This window comes from Okeania sp. SIO3B5 (assembly GCF_010692555.1).
Lineage (GTDB): Bacteria > Cyanobacteriota > Cyanobacteriia > Cyanobacteriales > Microcoleaceae > Okeania.
This window is the reverse complement of the sequence record NZ_JAAHHG010000256.1, coordinates 1-13,894: the sequence shown is the minus strand read 5'-3', so window position 1 is coordinate 13,894 and position 13,894 is coordinate 1. Positions and strand designations below refer to the sequence as shown.

Here is a 13,894-nt window from a genome sequence, read left to right as displayed (position 1 = left end):
TGTTTTTCTGACTCAGTTAATTTAGAAGATTGAAGGGGTCTATACTTAAGAATAGTATCTTTTTTAGTTTTGAGGATGATTAGGGCCGCCGGGATATTGGCTTCTTTGGCCTCTAATAACTTTTTCGTAGTTTTCTCGCCTAAATATCCAGCCTCACCGCTTTTTTGATTCACTTGAAATCGATGAAGTGCTGCGGTAGTTAATGGGCCAAATATGCCATCTATTGGAGGGTTAAGCATATTTAGGTCAACAAGTATGGCCTGAATCTCACGAGTCAGGTTTTCATCATCGGCGAGGGTTTTGACATCATATTTAAGGTCTGTTCTCAGAAAGTCTTGGAGTTCCATGCTAGATAAATGATAACTACGAAATAGCTAATCAGCAGCATAGTATACTCTGACTCTAGACTCAACTGAGCAATCATATCATGTCCGGTTGAATAATTAGACTTTGGTGGAAGGAAGGCAGAAGGCAACCCACCCCTAACCCCTCCCAGGAGGGGAAGGCAGGAGGCAGAAGGTTTTCTCAAGAGTGTCACCTTGATTTTATACACGCTCCGATGCTAACGGACACGATATCAAACATTTTTGGCCAACAATTGAATATTGACCATTAGTTCTACCAAAACCAAATCACAAGCAAAACCTTGACAGTTTTCTTGTTCGATGGACTCAAAAATTTTGAGAACGCGATCGCCAAATTCTGGGTTTCCTTCCAATTAAATGAAAAAGTTGAGAGACACACCTTAATATTTTTGAGTGCATCTCCTCATAATAGAATATTTGAAGCTATGATTGAGTTAGGTATTTAAAGTGACGTAGGTTTGCTAGAAATTAGACCAGTGAACCTACTTTTCTTTTTTTTGTTTGCCCTTCAAGGAAGTTGCACCTAAAGTACCTACCCCTAATAAACCCAGTAGAAAAGCAGGTTCAGGTACAGACTCAGCAGTAGCAAAAGCAACTTCGCCGATAGCACAAAAAGTCGGACCTTCACAGTCTGTTATCTCAAATCGGACGAATTGTGCATTAACAACAGAGCCGAAATCAATGACTTCTGCAGGATAGAAACTACCAGATGGATTAATGATTGGAGATACTCCACTCAAAACAGTAGAGAAATTCGTTCCATCATTGGAAGACAATATATCGAAAGAGGAAATTCCGCCCTCCGCCTCATCGTTCCAAAGTGCAAGGCGGTCAATAGCCAAAACACTACCGAGATCGTAGTTTACAGTTTGGGGTGCGCTTTGAAAATTAGTGAACCATTCGTTACCAAAGAATGCTGGAGTGTGTGTAGGATTTAAACTGAGATAAGTATCAAAATCATCTACGCCACTCGTAAATCCAATACTGAGACCTGATTGGTCAATAGTGTTGCTAATTTCCGCACCAGGTATAAACTCTGAAGTTGCTGTTGCATCCACTGGGCTGACGATAAAAGCAGCTTGAGCTGGGTGAATATCTACCAGCATAGTTAAACCTAATGTTGTGGCAGCAGCAATGGAAAGTTTTTTCAACATGATTCAATCTCCTAAGAAAATTTATTACCTGGTATCCTTTCACCCCCTCTCCGAGAATTTATGCAATTTGAAATAGAAAAACTGCCCAAAAATCATTATTTTTATTGAGGTAGATAACTTCCTGACAATTTTCTCTATGGGAAATATATCTACTATTCTGGATTCAGAGAAAATGGATTTTTCAAGAATTGGCCATAAAAAATTAGGAGAGACACCTAAAAATATTAGGGTGTGTCTCCTCACAAACGAATACTTGAAGCTATAATTGAGTTAGGTTTTTAAAATGACGTAGGTTTGCTAGAAATTAGACCTGTGAACCTACATTTCTTTTTTTTGTTTCCCCTTCAGGGAAGTTGCACCTAAAGTGCCAATTAAACTTAAGCCAAAAATTAAACCTGGTTCTGGAACAGAAGTAAGCTCAACATTATCAATTAAAAGACCAGAATCAACAACAGTATCTACTGCATCTACAACCCCGAATCCTAAAGTATAAGTTCCACTCTCAGAGAAAGTATGAGAAAAACTTTGATATCCTGTTTCTTCAAAAAAGGAGGTTAGAGAAAACATAACAGAGGAGTTGGTATCAGCTAATACATCTAAATTTGAAAGAGATATAAAAGAAGAGTCATTGAAGAAGAAATCAGGTGTAAATTCATCTGTCAAAAAGTTAAAATCAAATGTTAGAATATCTCCAGCCTTGGCAAAAAAAGTTTGTTTGATAGCAGAACCTTCAGTAGCATCAATAATATTTAATGACGAGTCCAGAGTTCCTGGAGTTAACCCTAAGAAATTTTCAATCGCAAAATCAGAGACAGCACCAAAACCATTCGTCATTAATGCATTAAAATTACCATCTGAAGGTGGTGTACCAAAACTAATATCCTCTATCCTGGTGTCTCCAATTGTACTCCATCCATTGAAGCCTGCTTCAAAACTACCATTGACAATTGCACTAGCACTAGAAACAGTAGTGAAAGTAGCAGCAATTGCAGCACCAGCACCAGCAATAGCAATAGAAAACTTTTTCAACATCATTCAATCTCCTGAGAAAATTTATTACCTGATATTGTTTCACCCCCTCTCCGAGAATTTATGCAAATTTAAATCGAAAAAATAAAAATTGCCTAAAAAGTCATTATTTTTATTGAGGCAGATAATTTCCTGAAAATTTTCTCTTTTTGAAATATATAGCGGTTATCAGATAGATAAACCGCACAGAAGAAGGCTTAAAAATCTAAAAAAACTTAAATTTCCTGTAGATATTCACTTTTGGGTTTACACAAACAATACCAACGGAGATGATATTAAATCTCAAGCTAAATTTGTAAAGAATTATTACTAAGTTACTCTATAAGAGAAAATAATTGTATTTTCTGGTATAAAGATTCCACTTAGGTTTTTGATTGACTACGTATAATTAAGGAAAAGAAAAAATGCTCTACTCAACTTTACTCGCAGTTACTCCTAATACTTTTGCTTGGAGTCCAAAAATTGCTTTAATTATGATTATTTGTAATATTGTGGCGATCGCCTTCGCTAAGTTGACTGTTAAATATCCTAGTGTTGGGCCTGCAATGCCTGGTTCTAACTTTTTTGGTGGTTTTGGTGTAGCTGGTGTTTTAGCAACTACTAGCTTTGGTCACATTTTAGGTGCGGGTGTAATTCTTGGCTTGGCAAATATTGGCTCTCTGTAACATTTACCTTAACTATAACCATTAGCATAAAATTGTTAATCAAATTTTGATTTATTAATGGCAACTTTTAGGGAAGTTGCCTTATTTGTTTGTAAAACTATTGTGCAATATTAAAAATAATGAGAACCAAATAAGTAGCTTTTTTATGTTTACCATTAAAGCGAAAAGATAGGTTTTTCCACACACACATCTTTCTTTATCTCCCCATCCCCCCATCTCCCCATCTCCCCATCTCCCCACATTCCCTACCCATTGAATGCCTCTACTGTAGTCTACCAATCTTGAAAACTACTGTATAATCAAAAACCAATATATTTTCAGTAGTTAAGAATTGACTAAATGAAGGAAAAAGTCAGAAAAAAATCTTTATCTAAATGGAGAAATAGTAGTCAAAACCACAATATTTTTCGTGGTTTTCATCTGTTAATACTCCTAAGCATAAGTACAGTTATTATCTGGAACTATTTACAACAACAAACTCATGCTTCAACTCCTGTCAAAAATCAAGAAGCTTCGACCAATGCGAAAGACTTAATAGAAATTCAGTCTCCAATAAAATCAAAATCACCTATTACAAAAAAAATCCTAAAAAAACTTTATCTTCAGGCAAATGAAAAAGTTTATTTAGTCATAAAATTAAGCGATCGCCGTGTCTATATGTATCAAGACGAACAATTAAAAACCAGTTACCCCATTGCCATTGGTAGAGAAGGATGGGAAACTCCCACAGGTACATATAAAGTTATTCAAAAAATTCCAAATCCATCCTGGAAACATCCTTTTACTGGAGAAATAATACCACCAGGTCCTGAAAATCCTTTGGGGGAAAGATGGATTGGTTTTTGGACAGATGGCACAAACTATATAGGTTTTCATGGAACTCCCAACGAAGAAACGGTAGGACAAGCTGTCTCTCATGGTTGTGTTAGAATGCTAAACCAAGATGTACTAGCTCTATTTGAAAAAGTAGCAATTGGTACAGCTGTCATTGTCGAACCTTAAAAGAATATGAGCAGAGCTTATTCATAAATTCAGCTACTAATAATATTAGTTTCTGATAATATCTATATCATTAATATTTGAGGAGTGAAAAATGATCGAATCTACCATAAATAAATGGCTTAGTTCTATGTTGAAAATCAACAATAAAGCATATAATTTAACAGCAATCTTTTTAACGACAGCAATTATTATATTATCTGGTCAAAAGTTATCTATAGCTTCTATTGATACGACTGATACAACTCATGATAATCAGCAAGTAGAGCAGAAAGCTAATTTAGCATTTGATGATTTGATGCCAAAGCGACAACCTGTTAAAAACCCCCAAAAATATTTACTAACAGAAGGAGAATCAGTTAATCCATCATTTGGTGGCTTAATGCCAAACCTGAAACGTGCTGTTAAAGACTTTCAAAAATATTTGGGAATAGAAAGAATAGAAGTAGAAAAGTTAACCCAGGTGGTACTTCGCTTAGGGGAACGACGAGTGTATGTGTATGAAGGAGAACAGGAAATAGCTAGTTATCCTGTGGCAGTGGGTAAACCAGGTTGGGAAACACCAACGGGTGAATTTAAAGTTATTCAACTGGTGGAAAATCCACAATGGCAAAACCCCTGGACAGGTGAGGTAATGCCAGCAGGGCCAAATACAGCTTTAGGATTGAGATGGATTGGTTTTTGGACAGATGGAAGAGATACGATTGGATTTCATGGTACTCCCACTGTAGAATCTATTGGATATGCTGCATCTCACGGTTGCGTGCGGATGCGGAATGAAGATGTGATTGCTTTATTTGAGAAGGTACAGGTGGGTACGACTGTGGTTGTGGAACCTTAACGAAGGCAGAAGGAAGAAGGAAGAAATAAAAAGTCAGAAGTTAGAAGTAAGAAGGAAGAAATAAAAAGTCAGAAGTTAGAATTTACAGCACTTTCCAGTGTTGTGAGGTCGCGGGCAAGATGCCCGCACTACAATATTTTGACAATTCACCTTGTACATAATTTGCCCGAAATCTGCTGTATTTTTGTAACGGGGATTTGAGCAACTCTCCAAAAATATTTCGCCTTGGCAGGGTTGCGCGACCAAATTATTTTGATAATTTACAACAGAAGGAAGAAAGCACCATTTGTAAGGGTTAACGGCCGTTAACCCCTACTATGGTAGTTATGCGTAAGTCCTGCTTTCTTTATTTCCCCACACTCCCCACCCTTCCCAATCTTCCCACACTCTCGATCGCCGGATTTGGTATTACTTAATCTCTGGATCTATTCCTGCTTCTCGAAGTAACTGCTCTAAACGTTTAGCACGTTCCTCGGCAACTTCTTTGGCCTGACGTTCCTGTTGGAGTTCTGACTCAGCAACTTTTTTGGCCTGACGTTCCTCATCTAACTGCTCTTGGACATTACCCAATTGTTCTTGAACATTATCCAATTCTTCCTGAACTTCGTTCAACCGTTGTTGAACTTCCAGATAATCCGCAAATAATTGACCATCTGGACGATACAATTGCAAAGTATCTGGCAATACCTCAAACCGAATTCCCAATCTTGGGGAAACCCAACCGTTCATCTCATCAATTACATCTAATAATGACTTAGAACGCAACCACCCCGTCAAATCATTTTTTTCTGGGTCATACAAATAATACTCCTCTACGCCATAATTGTCATAGAATAGGCGTTTCTTGCTCATCTCCTTCAAAGTATTTCCTGGAGAAAGAATCTCAAACACAACTTGGGGAGCAATATTATTTTCTTTCCATTGCTGATAAGAACCTCGATCTCCTTTAGGTACTCCAAATGCCACCATAACATCTGGCGCTTGACGCAACTTATTATTTCCTTGTACTGGATACCAAAGCAAATCTCCAGCTACAAAGACTTCAGGATTTTCAGCAAATAGCCAAGCTAGATTATGATAAAGAACCATTATCCAGCGAAATTGAACTGTATTATCTGCCATTGGTTGGCCGTCACTATCGGCATAAACAATTTCTCGATGGGTTTGGGTTTCGAGTTGTTTCACCATCTTTTTTTTCCTCAAAATTTCCGCAAAACCTCTGTATTTTAATTATAGCGTTGATTTTGATTCGTCAAACTATCATTGAGGGATCGAGCTAAAATATTTAAGTTAACCAGTATATAAATAATAATTATGTGGAAACCAGAATTGTTAGCTCCTGCTAAAAATCTTGAACGTCTAAAAGTTGCTGTTACTTATGGTGCTGATGCTGTTTATGTAGGAGGGCAAAAATATGGTTTACGGGCACGAGCAGATAATTTTTCTGACTATGACTTAGAACACGGAGTCAATTTTGCTCACCAAAATAATGCTAAAGTTTATCTGACTCTGAACGCTTTTCTTCATGATGATGATTTTGAAGGATTGGCAGAATATTGTCAATTTCTGGAATCTATTGGTGTGGATGGTGTTATTGTTTCCGACTTGGGGGTTTTGCGAGTTGTGAAAAATAGTTCTAATCTTGACATTCACCTCTCGACTCAAGCATCTTGTCTTAATTCTTATGCAGGACAAATGTGGAAAGAATTTTCTGTGAAGCGTTTAATTGTGGGGCGGGAAGTCAGTGTGGCAGAGGGGGGGTTGATTCGTAAACAAACTGGTATTGATGTGGAGATGTTTATTCACGGTGCGATGTGTATGGCTTTTTCTGGTAATTGTACAATTTCCAATTTTACTGCAGGCAGAGATTCTAATCGTGGTGGGTGTATTCAATCATGTCGGTTTCCCTATCAGTTGGAGGCAAAAACAGATAATCAACCAGTAACGTTTATGTCTTCTAAAGATTTATGGGGTATTCATCAAGTAGGAGCGTTTTTTGAGCATCAAATTTGTTCTCTGAAAATAGAGGGGCGAATGAAATCTTCGTTTTATGTAGGGATGACTTGTAGAGCTTATCGGCAAGCGATCGATGCTTATGCAGAAGGGAGGTTGACTCCAGAGTTAGTGAATCAGATTAGTGGTGAATTAGAATCTGTGCCTCACCGTGACTATTCTTGTGCTTCATTGGAAACTCCTGCTGGAAATGATTCTGTATATAAGCAGTTGGAAAGTAGTAGGGGTACTCACGAATATCTTGGTATTGTGATGGAGACAACACCAGAAAATATTGTTTTACAACTGGTTGAGTCTGTGGAAGTGGGTGATGAAATTGAGATTATTCCTGTGTATGGGGAGATAGTACGTTGGAGAGTTAGTCAGCTTATTTCTGTGGTAGGCGATCGCTTGGAGAAAATGCGTGCTGGTAATGTTGTTTGTGTTCCTAAAGCTGCAGCACCAGATATTTTGAATAATGTAGCAAAATTGAATATAGTTAGGGTTTGCTGAAAAAGTCTTTTTGCTCTTTGTAGGAGACAGGAGACAGGAGACAGGAGACAGGAGAAATGGGAATGTAGAGGAGGTAGAAGTAAGAATTATCTTTCAATTTTTCTGCCATAATCGTCCCAAAATACTAGCATGCATGAGCTTTTTCCGCCGAAAACAGGCGCACTTTTTTCAACTCTAAAACGCTAAAACCAATATCAATCAATACTTTTAGAATTAATCAGCAAGCCCTAGTTAGGGTTTGCGGAAAAAGTCTTATGGGTGAGGGTAGGAGACAACCCACCCCTAATATTAAATCCGGTAGCATCGGTGTAATAAGATTCTGGATTCTGATTCAGAATTCAGCAATCCTGCAATTCAGAAGGGAAGAGAACTCAGAATTCTTTCCGCTCTAGGTGAAGATGGAATCTTTTTTTATACCAAATTAAACGGATTTGATATAACCCCTCCCAGGAGGGGAAGACAGGAGTTAGGGGTACTTAGAGGAGGTAGGAGCTAAGTTTTGTAAGAATAATTTTTCTGCCTAACTATGCGTCTAAAATACGCTCCTTTTTGAGGGTTTTAGACTGAAATATGCGCACTGCAATTCGGTCCTAAAAAGGCTAAAACCTTTATCTGTAAATACTTTTAGATTTAATCAGCTTGGTATAATTCTAAATTCTAAATTCTAAGTTCTAAATTCTTGAATTGTTTCCTTGATACTGCATAATTATGACGGGAACTTTGAAGATTTTTCTAGCTAATTGAGATATACCAAATTTCAATTTTAGAGATTGAGGTAATTCGGCTAAAGAAATAGATACAAAACCAAAACGACTGTAAAAAGATTCTAATTTTTTCCCTATACATTCTAGATATAAAGGTTTAGTTGATTGTTGAATTAGATGTTTAGTTAGTATTGTTCCTAAACCACGTTTTTGCCAAGATTTGACAACGACTAAACTACCTAATTCTTCTGCATCTTCAAAATTACGCAACTGCCCACAAGCTACTAATTTTTCTTCACATTCAATGACCCAAAATTGTTGCCAAATTAATTGAGTTGGGTCAAGTTTAGCAGTCAAAACCATTTTACGAATAGGCCAAATATCTTTGGCAGATGCAGGTCTAATAGTACAGGAGTTTGGCAATAATATTTCTGTCATTTTCACCTTTTTTTTATGGCTGATTTATTTGTTGATTATTATTCTTGAATCTAATTTTCAGTCAGTTGAGATAAACGCTTTAAAATTTGAAAAACCTGATGCAAATCGTTTCCAGGATTAAAAATATCAAAAAGCCGAGAGACAGAATATTGTAAATTATCTCCCTTCATTAGTTTAACAAATCTAAAATTACTGCCATTTGTTAATAACCCAAATTTCGGTACTTCTGGAGTCAGATTAGTTAACATATAAAATAATAGTTGAGGCAATCCTACTTCTAGAGAATATTGTGACCGTTTAGCTTCAATTGCAACTACCCAAAAGTTTTCTTTTAAGACCAAAATATCTATACTTCCCCTCACTATTTTATCCTCATTTTCTAGCACAATTTCTACTGATTTTTCAGATTCAATATGAAAGGGAGGAATATACAAATCTGCCAAATATAACAACGGTGCTAATACCACCATTTTGACAGTATTTTCTAACATTTGATATTTAATATTATTGAGATAGCCAGCTTTTAGTTTATCTAATCCTTGCCTTTCTACATCATTAATTTCTGGTAAATCATCAAGCCATTCTCGAAAAAATTGCTCATCCTGAGAAAATTGTAAATTGAATTTTGTTTCAATATCGTGTAAAGTTAGGCTTGTAGCTATAATTGTTTCAAACATAATTAGAATAACTCTTTATTTGGGATACTATTATTATATGTAACGTTAAAATTCTGGTCTAAAGCCTTCCCTTTTAAGGGGATGAAAAAGCAGTCGTTAGCGGAGCTTCCCGTAGGGTGGGATGGCGAGGAGACCTCCCCATATCCAATCAACCAAGAAAAAATCAAGTTCAATATTTCAAGCCTCTGATTTGAGGCAGAGGTACTGATAACTGATAACTGATAACTGATAACTGAAATGACTCCTGGCCATATACAATAGACCAAGAGAAAAGATAATATTCAATATGTCAAGCCTCCTGATTGCAGGAGGTACTGATAACTGATAACTGATAACTGATAACTAATGACTGAAATGACTCCTCTCTCTAAAGCAGTAGCAAAAAGTAATTTGAAAAATATTCAACTTATAGCTACTGATATTGATGGTACATTAACTAAAAATGGTAAATTTACTTCCAATCTTTTCCTGAGTTTAGAAAAATTAGCAGCAGCCCAAATTCAGGTATTAGTAATTACAGGTCGTTCTGCCGGTTGGACACAAGCTATTAAAAATTATCTGCCAGTAGTAGGAGCGATCGCTGAAAATGGAGGCTTATTTTATCCTACTCATAGCGAAGCACCTAAATTTTTAACCTTTATACCATATATTAATCTACATAGACAAAATTTAGCTGAAATTTTCCAATACTTAAAAAGTCTATTTCCTCGGATTGAAGAATCTGTTGATAATCAGTTTAGACTAACAGATTGGACTTTTGATATTCAGGACTTAAGTTTATCTGAACTGACAAAAATAGCAGAGATTTGTAGTTCCAAAGGTTATGGTTTTACCTATAGCAATGTGCACTGTCATATTAAACCTTTAGAACAGGATAAAGCGACAGGTTTGTTGCAAGTTTTGTCAGAATATTTTCCTGAATTAACAACAGAAAAAATTATTACAGTTGGTGATAGTCCTAATGATGAAACTCTGTTTGATGAAAGTAAATTTCCTTTGTCTGTGGGAGTAGCAAATGTTCGAGATTATGTTGATAAATTGAATCATCAACCAGTCTATATTACCCGTCAAAAAGAAGCAGAAGGTTTTTGTGAATTGGCAGAATTATTATTAGAATAAAATTAATTTTATTCAATAAAAAAAATGTAAGCATTCAGCTATTAGATGTCAGCTATCAGCAACAACACTCTCTCCTTGAGGACAGTGTTTAAATTAATATAGACTTTAAGGGGAAGGGAGGCAACTTTTGTAGTAAGACAATTAAATATTGCTTTTATCCTAAACTAAAAGCAATAGCTGATAGCTGATGGTTGACGGCTGTTTGCGCAGCATTCCGGAGGAAATGCTTACAATATTTTTTATATAATGCTAATCTATAGCAACTGCCATTGCTACTTTGTAAAAATCCTATGTTAAGCTGTAAGTGTGAAAAAATATAGGCGCAAATAGTGTCATTATTAGTAGTATAAAAAACCGTTATTTTTTAGTCAGACAAAACAATAGTATTCCGCACTACTTTGCGATCGCCAGATCGAACCCAACCATGTCGAGAGCGAAATAAACCGATATGACAAATATATCCGTTCAATCAGATCCACCACTTTCAGCAAAGCAAACTCTGCCCACAATGTACGATCTACCAAGTGAAAATCAGGAGGAACCAGGTTTGCCAGACGAATTTCACTACTTGCAACCAGAATTGTTGCGTAAAACTTTTCAACCTCACAACTGGTATCCCAATTTATTATTCTGTGGCAACGATATGAATCTCTACTACGATGTCAAGCATCCCAATTGGTATAAACGACCAGATTGGTTTGGAGTTGTGGGAGTGCCCAGGTTATACGAAGAGCGAGATATGCGCCTGAGCTATGTAGTTTGGCAAGAAGGAGTTAACCCTTTAGTTGTAGTGGAGTTGTTATCTCCGGGGACTGAAGACGAAGATTTAGGACAGACAGTGCGAAATCTGGGAAAACCTGCTACGAAGTGGGAAGTTTACGAGCAGATTTTACGAGTGCCTTATTATGTGACTTTTAGTCGCTATACCAATGAAATGCAGGGGTTTCATTTAGTAGGCGATCGCTACCAAACAGCAGAGTTGACTAATGGACGTTTGTTAATTCCTAGTATCGAACTCAGTCTAGGTTTATGGCAGGGGAGCTACAGTAATATAGAGCGACTTTGGTTGCGCTGGATGAGTATGGATGGAGATTTGATTCCAACCCCAGAAGAGGAATCAGTCGCAGCTCAACAACGGGCCATCAATGCCGAGGAACGGGCCACCAATGCCGAGGAGCGGGCCGATCGCTTGGCTGCGAAACTACGAGAGTTAGGTATTGACGCTGATGAGTTGAGTTAAATAGTTTTTTATAGGTTGGGTGACGCATTGTGCTGCTCAACCCTCTTACTTCTGCTATAAGTTAGCTTGAAAGTGACCATTACTCCTTAAAATTTCCCAGTTACAGCACTTTTCAAATTGATGAACCACATCTTCACAAGCAAAACCTTGTAGGGACGTTGCATACAACGTCCCTACTGTGGTCTGCCGAAATGAAAACTGCTCTAAGGTAGCACAGTATGAGAGAAATTACATCCCAACTACATCCCAAGCGGTATTTGCACCTCCAGGATTAACAATACTGCTCCTTGTCCCGTCATCATTCATCAACCAGATACTGTTAGATCCATTACTGCCATTACGCCAGAGAATATCTCCTACTCCATCGGTGTTAAAGTCCGCTACTCCGGCTACATCCCAAGCTGTACCTGCACCTCCAGGATTAACAATACTGCTCCTTGTGCCGTCATCATTCATCAACCAAATGCTGTTAACTCCATCAGTGCCATTACGCCAGAAAATATCTCCTACTCCATCGGCGTTAAAGTCCTCTACTCCGGCCACATCCAAAGTTGTATCTACACGTCCGGGATTAACAATACTGCTCCTTGTGCCGTCACTATTCATCAACCAAATGCGGTTATTTCCAAGAGCTCCATTACGCCAGAGAATATCTGCTACTCCATCGGCATTAAAATCGTCAACTCCCGCCACATCCCAATCTGTACCTGCACCTCCAGGATTAACAATACTGCTCCTTGTGCCGTCACTATTCATCAACCAAATGCGGTTATTTCCAAGAGTTCCATTACGCCACAATATATCTGTTACTCCATCGGCATTAAAATCGTCAACTCCTGCCACATCCCAAGCCGTATCTACACGTCCGGGATTAACAATACTGCTCCTTGTGCCGTCACTATTCATCAACCAAATGCGGTTATTTCCAAGAGTTCCATTACGCCAGAGAATATCTGCTACTCCATCGGCATTAAAATCGTCAACTCCGGCTACATCCCAAGCCGTATTTGCACCTCCAGGATTAACACTACTGCTCCTTGTACCGTCATTATTCATCAACCAGATACTGTTAGCTCCATTAGTGCCATTACGCCAGAGAATATCTGCTACCCCATCACCATTAAAATCAAAACGGACTGGGTTAGTGGGGGCAGTGTTTAATGAAGACAGGGCTTCAAACGCATTCAAACGACCACCTGTTACTGTTTTTCCATCTAGTGCTGAAATAGGATCGGTACTCTCAAGAATGATATCTTTGACCTCTTGATAACTCAAGTCAGGATTTTCTGCCAATACCAAAGCTGCCACTCCTGATACATGAGGAGCTGCCATGGAAGTACCGCTTAAGTAAGCGTAACCTCCTCCTGGGTAAGTGCTAGCAATTTGTGTACCAGGCGCACCTAAATCTACCGATCTTGCTCCATATTGAGAGGAGCTAGATAAATTATCGTTCTGGTCTGTATTAGCAACTGAAATGATGTTGTCTAAATCGTAGCCGTCTGGGTAGTGAGGGGTAGCATCATTATCTGTGCCACTGTTACCTGCTGATGCAATAAATAAAGAATCTGCTGCACCTGCTGCTGCGATCGCATCATACAATCCCTGAGAAAAGCCTCCCCCTCCCCAACTATTGTTAGTTAGGTCTGCTCCCATCATTGTTGCATATTCTATTGCCTGAATTGCGCCAAATGTATTGCCGTTACCATTATCGTCTAGGAACTTGATCGCCATCAAATCAACGTCCCAATTTACCCCTACAACTCCTTGTCCATTGTTGCCGTCTGCTCCAATGGTTCCCGCAACGTGAGTCCCATGACCATCAATAGGGTCAAATGGATCGCTGTCTCCGTAGGCAAAGTCATAACCATAAACATCGTCTACATATCCGTTGCCGTCGTCGTCAATGCCGTTACCAGGGGTTTCTCCGGGATTAGTCCACATATTGTTGACCAAGTCTGGGTGAGTGTAGTCGATGCCAGTATCAATGACTCCCACTACTACATTGTTACTTCCTGTTTGAATATCCCAAGCTTCTGGCGCATCAATATCTGCATCAGCGGTTCCTCCTGTCTGTCCAGTGTTGTGAAGCGCCCACATTAAGCCGAAAAGTTGGTCACTGTGAACTTTAGAATCAGTATTAATTGGGTCATAAGCTTAA

The 13,894-nt window shown here is 38.2% G+C and carries 15 protein-coding genes; 6 read left to right on the top strand and 9 right to left on the bottom strand.

All coding sequences use genetic code 11. The features are described from left to right. The 4 genes from F6K54_RS26800 to F6K54_RS26785 all read right to left on the bottom strand — a co-directional run. The coding region (locus F6K54_RS26800; protein WP_293084351.1) for a peptidoglycan-binding protein at nt 1–347 on the bottom strand (347 nt) is incomplete at its 3' end. 230 nt (nt 348–577) lie between these two features. Next, on the bottom strand, nt 578–718 hold the full coding sequence (locus tag F6K54_RS26795; RefSeq protein ID WP_293084349.1) for a hypothetical protein: 141 nt from the start codon (nt 716–718) through the stop codon (nt 578–580). A 129-nt stretch (nt 719–847) separates the two neighbouring features. Beyond that, entirely contained in the window at nt 848–1,519 is a 672-nt protein-coding gene (locus F6K54_RS26790) for a discoidin domain-containing protein (RefSeq protein WP_293084346.1), read from the bottom strand. A 318-nt stretch (nt 1,520–1,837) separates the two neighbouring features. Further along, the gene (locus tag F6K54_RS26785) at nt 1,838–2,554 is read right to left on the bottom strand and encodes a hypothetical protein (protein ID WP_293084343.1); all 717 of its coding nucleotides are present in this window, start codon (nt 2,552–2,554) and stop codon (nt 1,838–1,840) included. Between the two features lie 398 nt (nt 2,555–2,952). Between F6K54_RS26785 and psaK the strand changes: the two genes are divergently transcribed. Beyond that, nucleotides 2,953–3,213, top strand: coding sequence for a photosystem I reaction center subunit PsaK (gene psaK / locus F6K54_RS26780; protein ID WP_293084340.1), 261 nt, complete (start codon nt 2,953–2,955; stop codon nt 3,211–3,213). A gap of 81 nt (nt 3,214–3,294) precedes the next feature. On the opposite strand, the gene F6K54_RS26775 is transcribed toward psaK, so the two are convergent. Further along, nucleotides 3,295–3,492: a hypothetical protein gene (locus tag F6K54_RS26775; protein ID WP_293084337.1), complete on the bottom strand. Its 198-nt coding sequence runs from the start codon at nt 3,490–3,492 to the stop codon at nt 3,295–3,297. Between the two features lie 291 nt (nt 3,493–3,783). Between F6K54_RS26775 and F6K54_RS26770 the strand changes: the two genes are divergently transcribed. Then, complete coding sequence (locus tag F6K54_RS26770; protein ID WP_375342004.1) at nt 3,784–4,215, top strand: L,D-transpeptidase; 432 nt, start codon at nt 3,784–3,786, stop codon at nt 4,213–4,215. Nucleotides 4,216–4,306: 91 nt separating this feature from the next. After that, nucleotides 4,307–5,053: a L,D-transpeptidase gene (locus tag F6K54_RS26765; protein WP_293084331.1), complete on the top strand. Its 747-nt coding sequence runs from the start codon at nt 4,307–4,309 to the stop codon at nt 5,051–5,053. A gap of 408 nt (nt 5,054–5,461) precedes the next feature. On the opposite strand, the gene F6K54_RS26760 is transcribed toward F6K54_RS26765, so the two are convergent. After that, nucleotides 5,462–6,241: a Uma2 family endonuclease gene (locus F6K54_RS26760; protein WP_293084329.1), complete on the bottom strand. Its 780-nt coding sequence runs from the start codon at nt 6,239–6,241 to the stop codon at nt 5,462–5,464. Between the two features lie 126 nt (nt 6,242–6,367). Between F6K54_RS26760 and F6K54_RS26755 the strand changes: the two genes are divergently transcribed. After that, entirely contained in the window at nt 6,368–7,558 is a 1,191-nt protein-coding gene (locus F6K54_RS26755) for a peptidase U32 family protein (RefSeq protein WP_293084326.1), read from the top strand. Nucleotides 7,559–8,229: 671 nt separating this feature from the next. Here the strand turns inward: F6K54_RS26755 and F6K54_RS26750 are convergent. Continuing rightward, a complete protein-coding gene (locus F6K54_RS26750; protein WP_293084323.1) occupies nt 8,230–8,700 on the bottom strand; it encodes a GNAT family N-acetyltransferase in 471 nt (156 codons plus the stop codon). A 50-nt stretch (nt 8,701–8,750) separates the two neighbouring features. Further along, nucleotides 8,751–9,377 (bottom strand): restriction endonuclease subunit R, encoded by a 627-nt coding sequence (locus tag F6K54_RS26745; RefSeq protein ID WP_293084320.1) that lies wholly within the window; start codon nt 9,375–9,377, stop codon nt 8,751–8,753. 354 nt (nt 9,378–9,731) lie between these two features. On the opposite strand from F6K54_RS26745, the gene F6K54_RS26740 reads away from it, so the two are divergent. Both F6K54_RS26740 and F6K54_RS26735 read left to right on the top strand, forming a co-directional pair. Continuing rightward, nucleotides 9,732–10,496, top strand: a complete 765-nt coding sequence (locus F6K54_RS26740; RefSeq protein ID WP_366558245.1) for an HAD family hydrolase — start codon at nt 9,732–9,734, stop codon at nt 10,494–10,496. Nucleotides 10,497–10,944: 448 nt separating this feature from the next. Then, complete coding sequence (locus F6K54_RS26735) at nt 10,945–11,736, top strand: Uma2 family endonuclease (RefSeq protein ID WP_293084314.1); 792 nt, start codon at nt 10,945–10,947, stop codon at nt 11,734–11,736. 228 nt (nt 11,737–11,964) lie between these two features. Here the strand turns inward: F6K54_RS26735 and F6K54_RS26730 are convergent, their stop codons facing one another. Then, the gene (locus F6K54_RS26730) at nt 11,965–13,833 is read right to left on the bottom strand and encodes a S8 family serine peptidase (protein ID WP_293084311.1); all 1,869 of its coding nucleotides are present in this window, start codon (nt 13,831–13,833) and stop codon (nt 11,965–11,967) included. Nucleotides 13,834–13,894: the final 61 nt, after the last annotated feature.

Coding starts and splice junctions, on each gene's coding strand:
- F6K54_RS26755 (WP_293084326.1), top strand. CDS start 6,368: ATGTGGAAACCAGAATTGTTAGCTCCTGCTAAAAATCTTGAACGTCTA.
- F6K54_RS26745 (WP_293084320.1), bottom strand. CDS start 9,377: ATGTTTGAAACAATTATAGCTACAAGCCTAACTTTACACGATATTGAA.
- F6K54_RS26750 (WP_293084323.1), bottom strand. CDS start 8,700: ATGACAGAAATATTATTGCCAAACTCCTGTACTATTAGACCTGCATCT.
- F6K54_RS26765 (WP_293084331.1), top strand. CDS start 4,307: ATGATCGAATCTACCATAAATAAATGGCTTAGTTCTATGTTGAAAATC.
- F6K54_RS26730 (WP_293084311.1), bottom strand. CDS start 13,833: ATGTGGGCGCTTCACAACACTGGACAGACAGGAGGAACCGCTGATGCA.
- F6K54_RS26740 (WP_366558245.1), top strand. CDS start 9,732: ATGACTCCTCTCTCTAAAGCAGTAGCAAAAAGTAATTTGAAAAATATT.
- psaK (WP_293084340.1), top strand. CDS start 2,953: ATGCTCTACTCAACTTTACTCGCAGTTACTCCTAATACTTTTGCTTGG.
- F6K54_RS26760 (WP_293084329.1), bottom strand. CDS start 6,241: ATGGTGAAACAACTCGAAACCCAAACCCATCGAGAAATTGTTTATGCC.
- F6K54_RS26790 (WP_293084346.1), bottom strand. CDS start 1,519: ATGTTGAAAAAACTTTCCATTGCTGCTGCCACAACATTAGGTTTAACT.
- F6K54_RS26785 (WP_293084343.1), bottom strand. CDS start 2,554: ATGATGTTGAAAAAGTTTTCTATTGCTATTGCTGGTGCTGGTGCTGCA.
- F6K54_RS26735 (WP_293084314.1), top strand. CDS start 10,945: ATGACAAATATATCCGTTCAATCAGATCCACCACTTTCAGCAAAGCAA.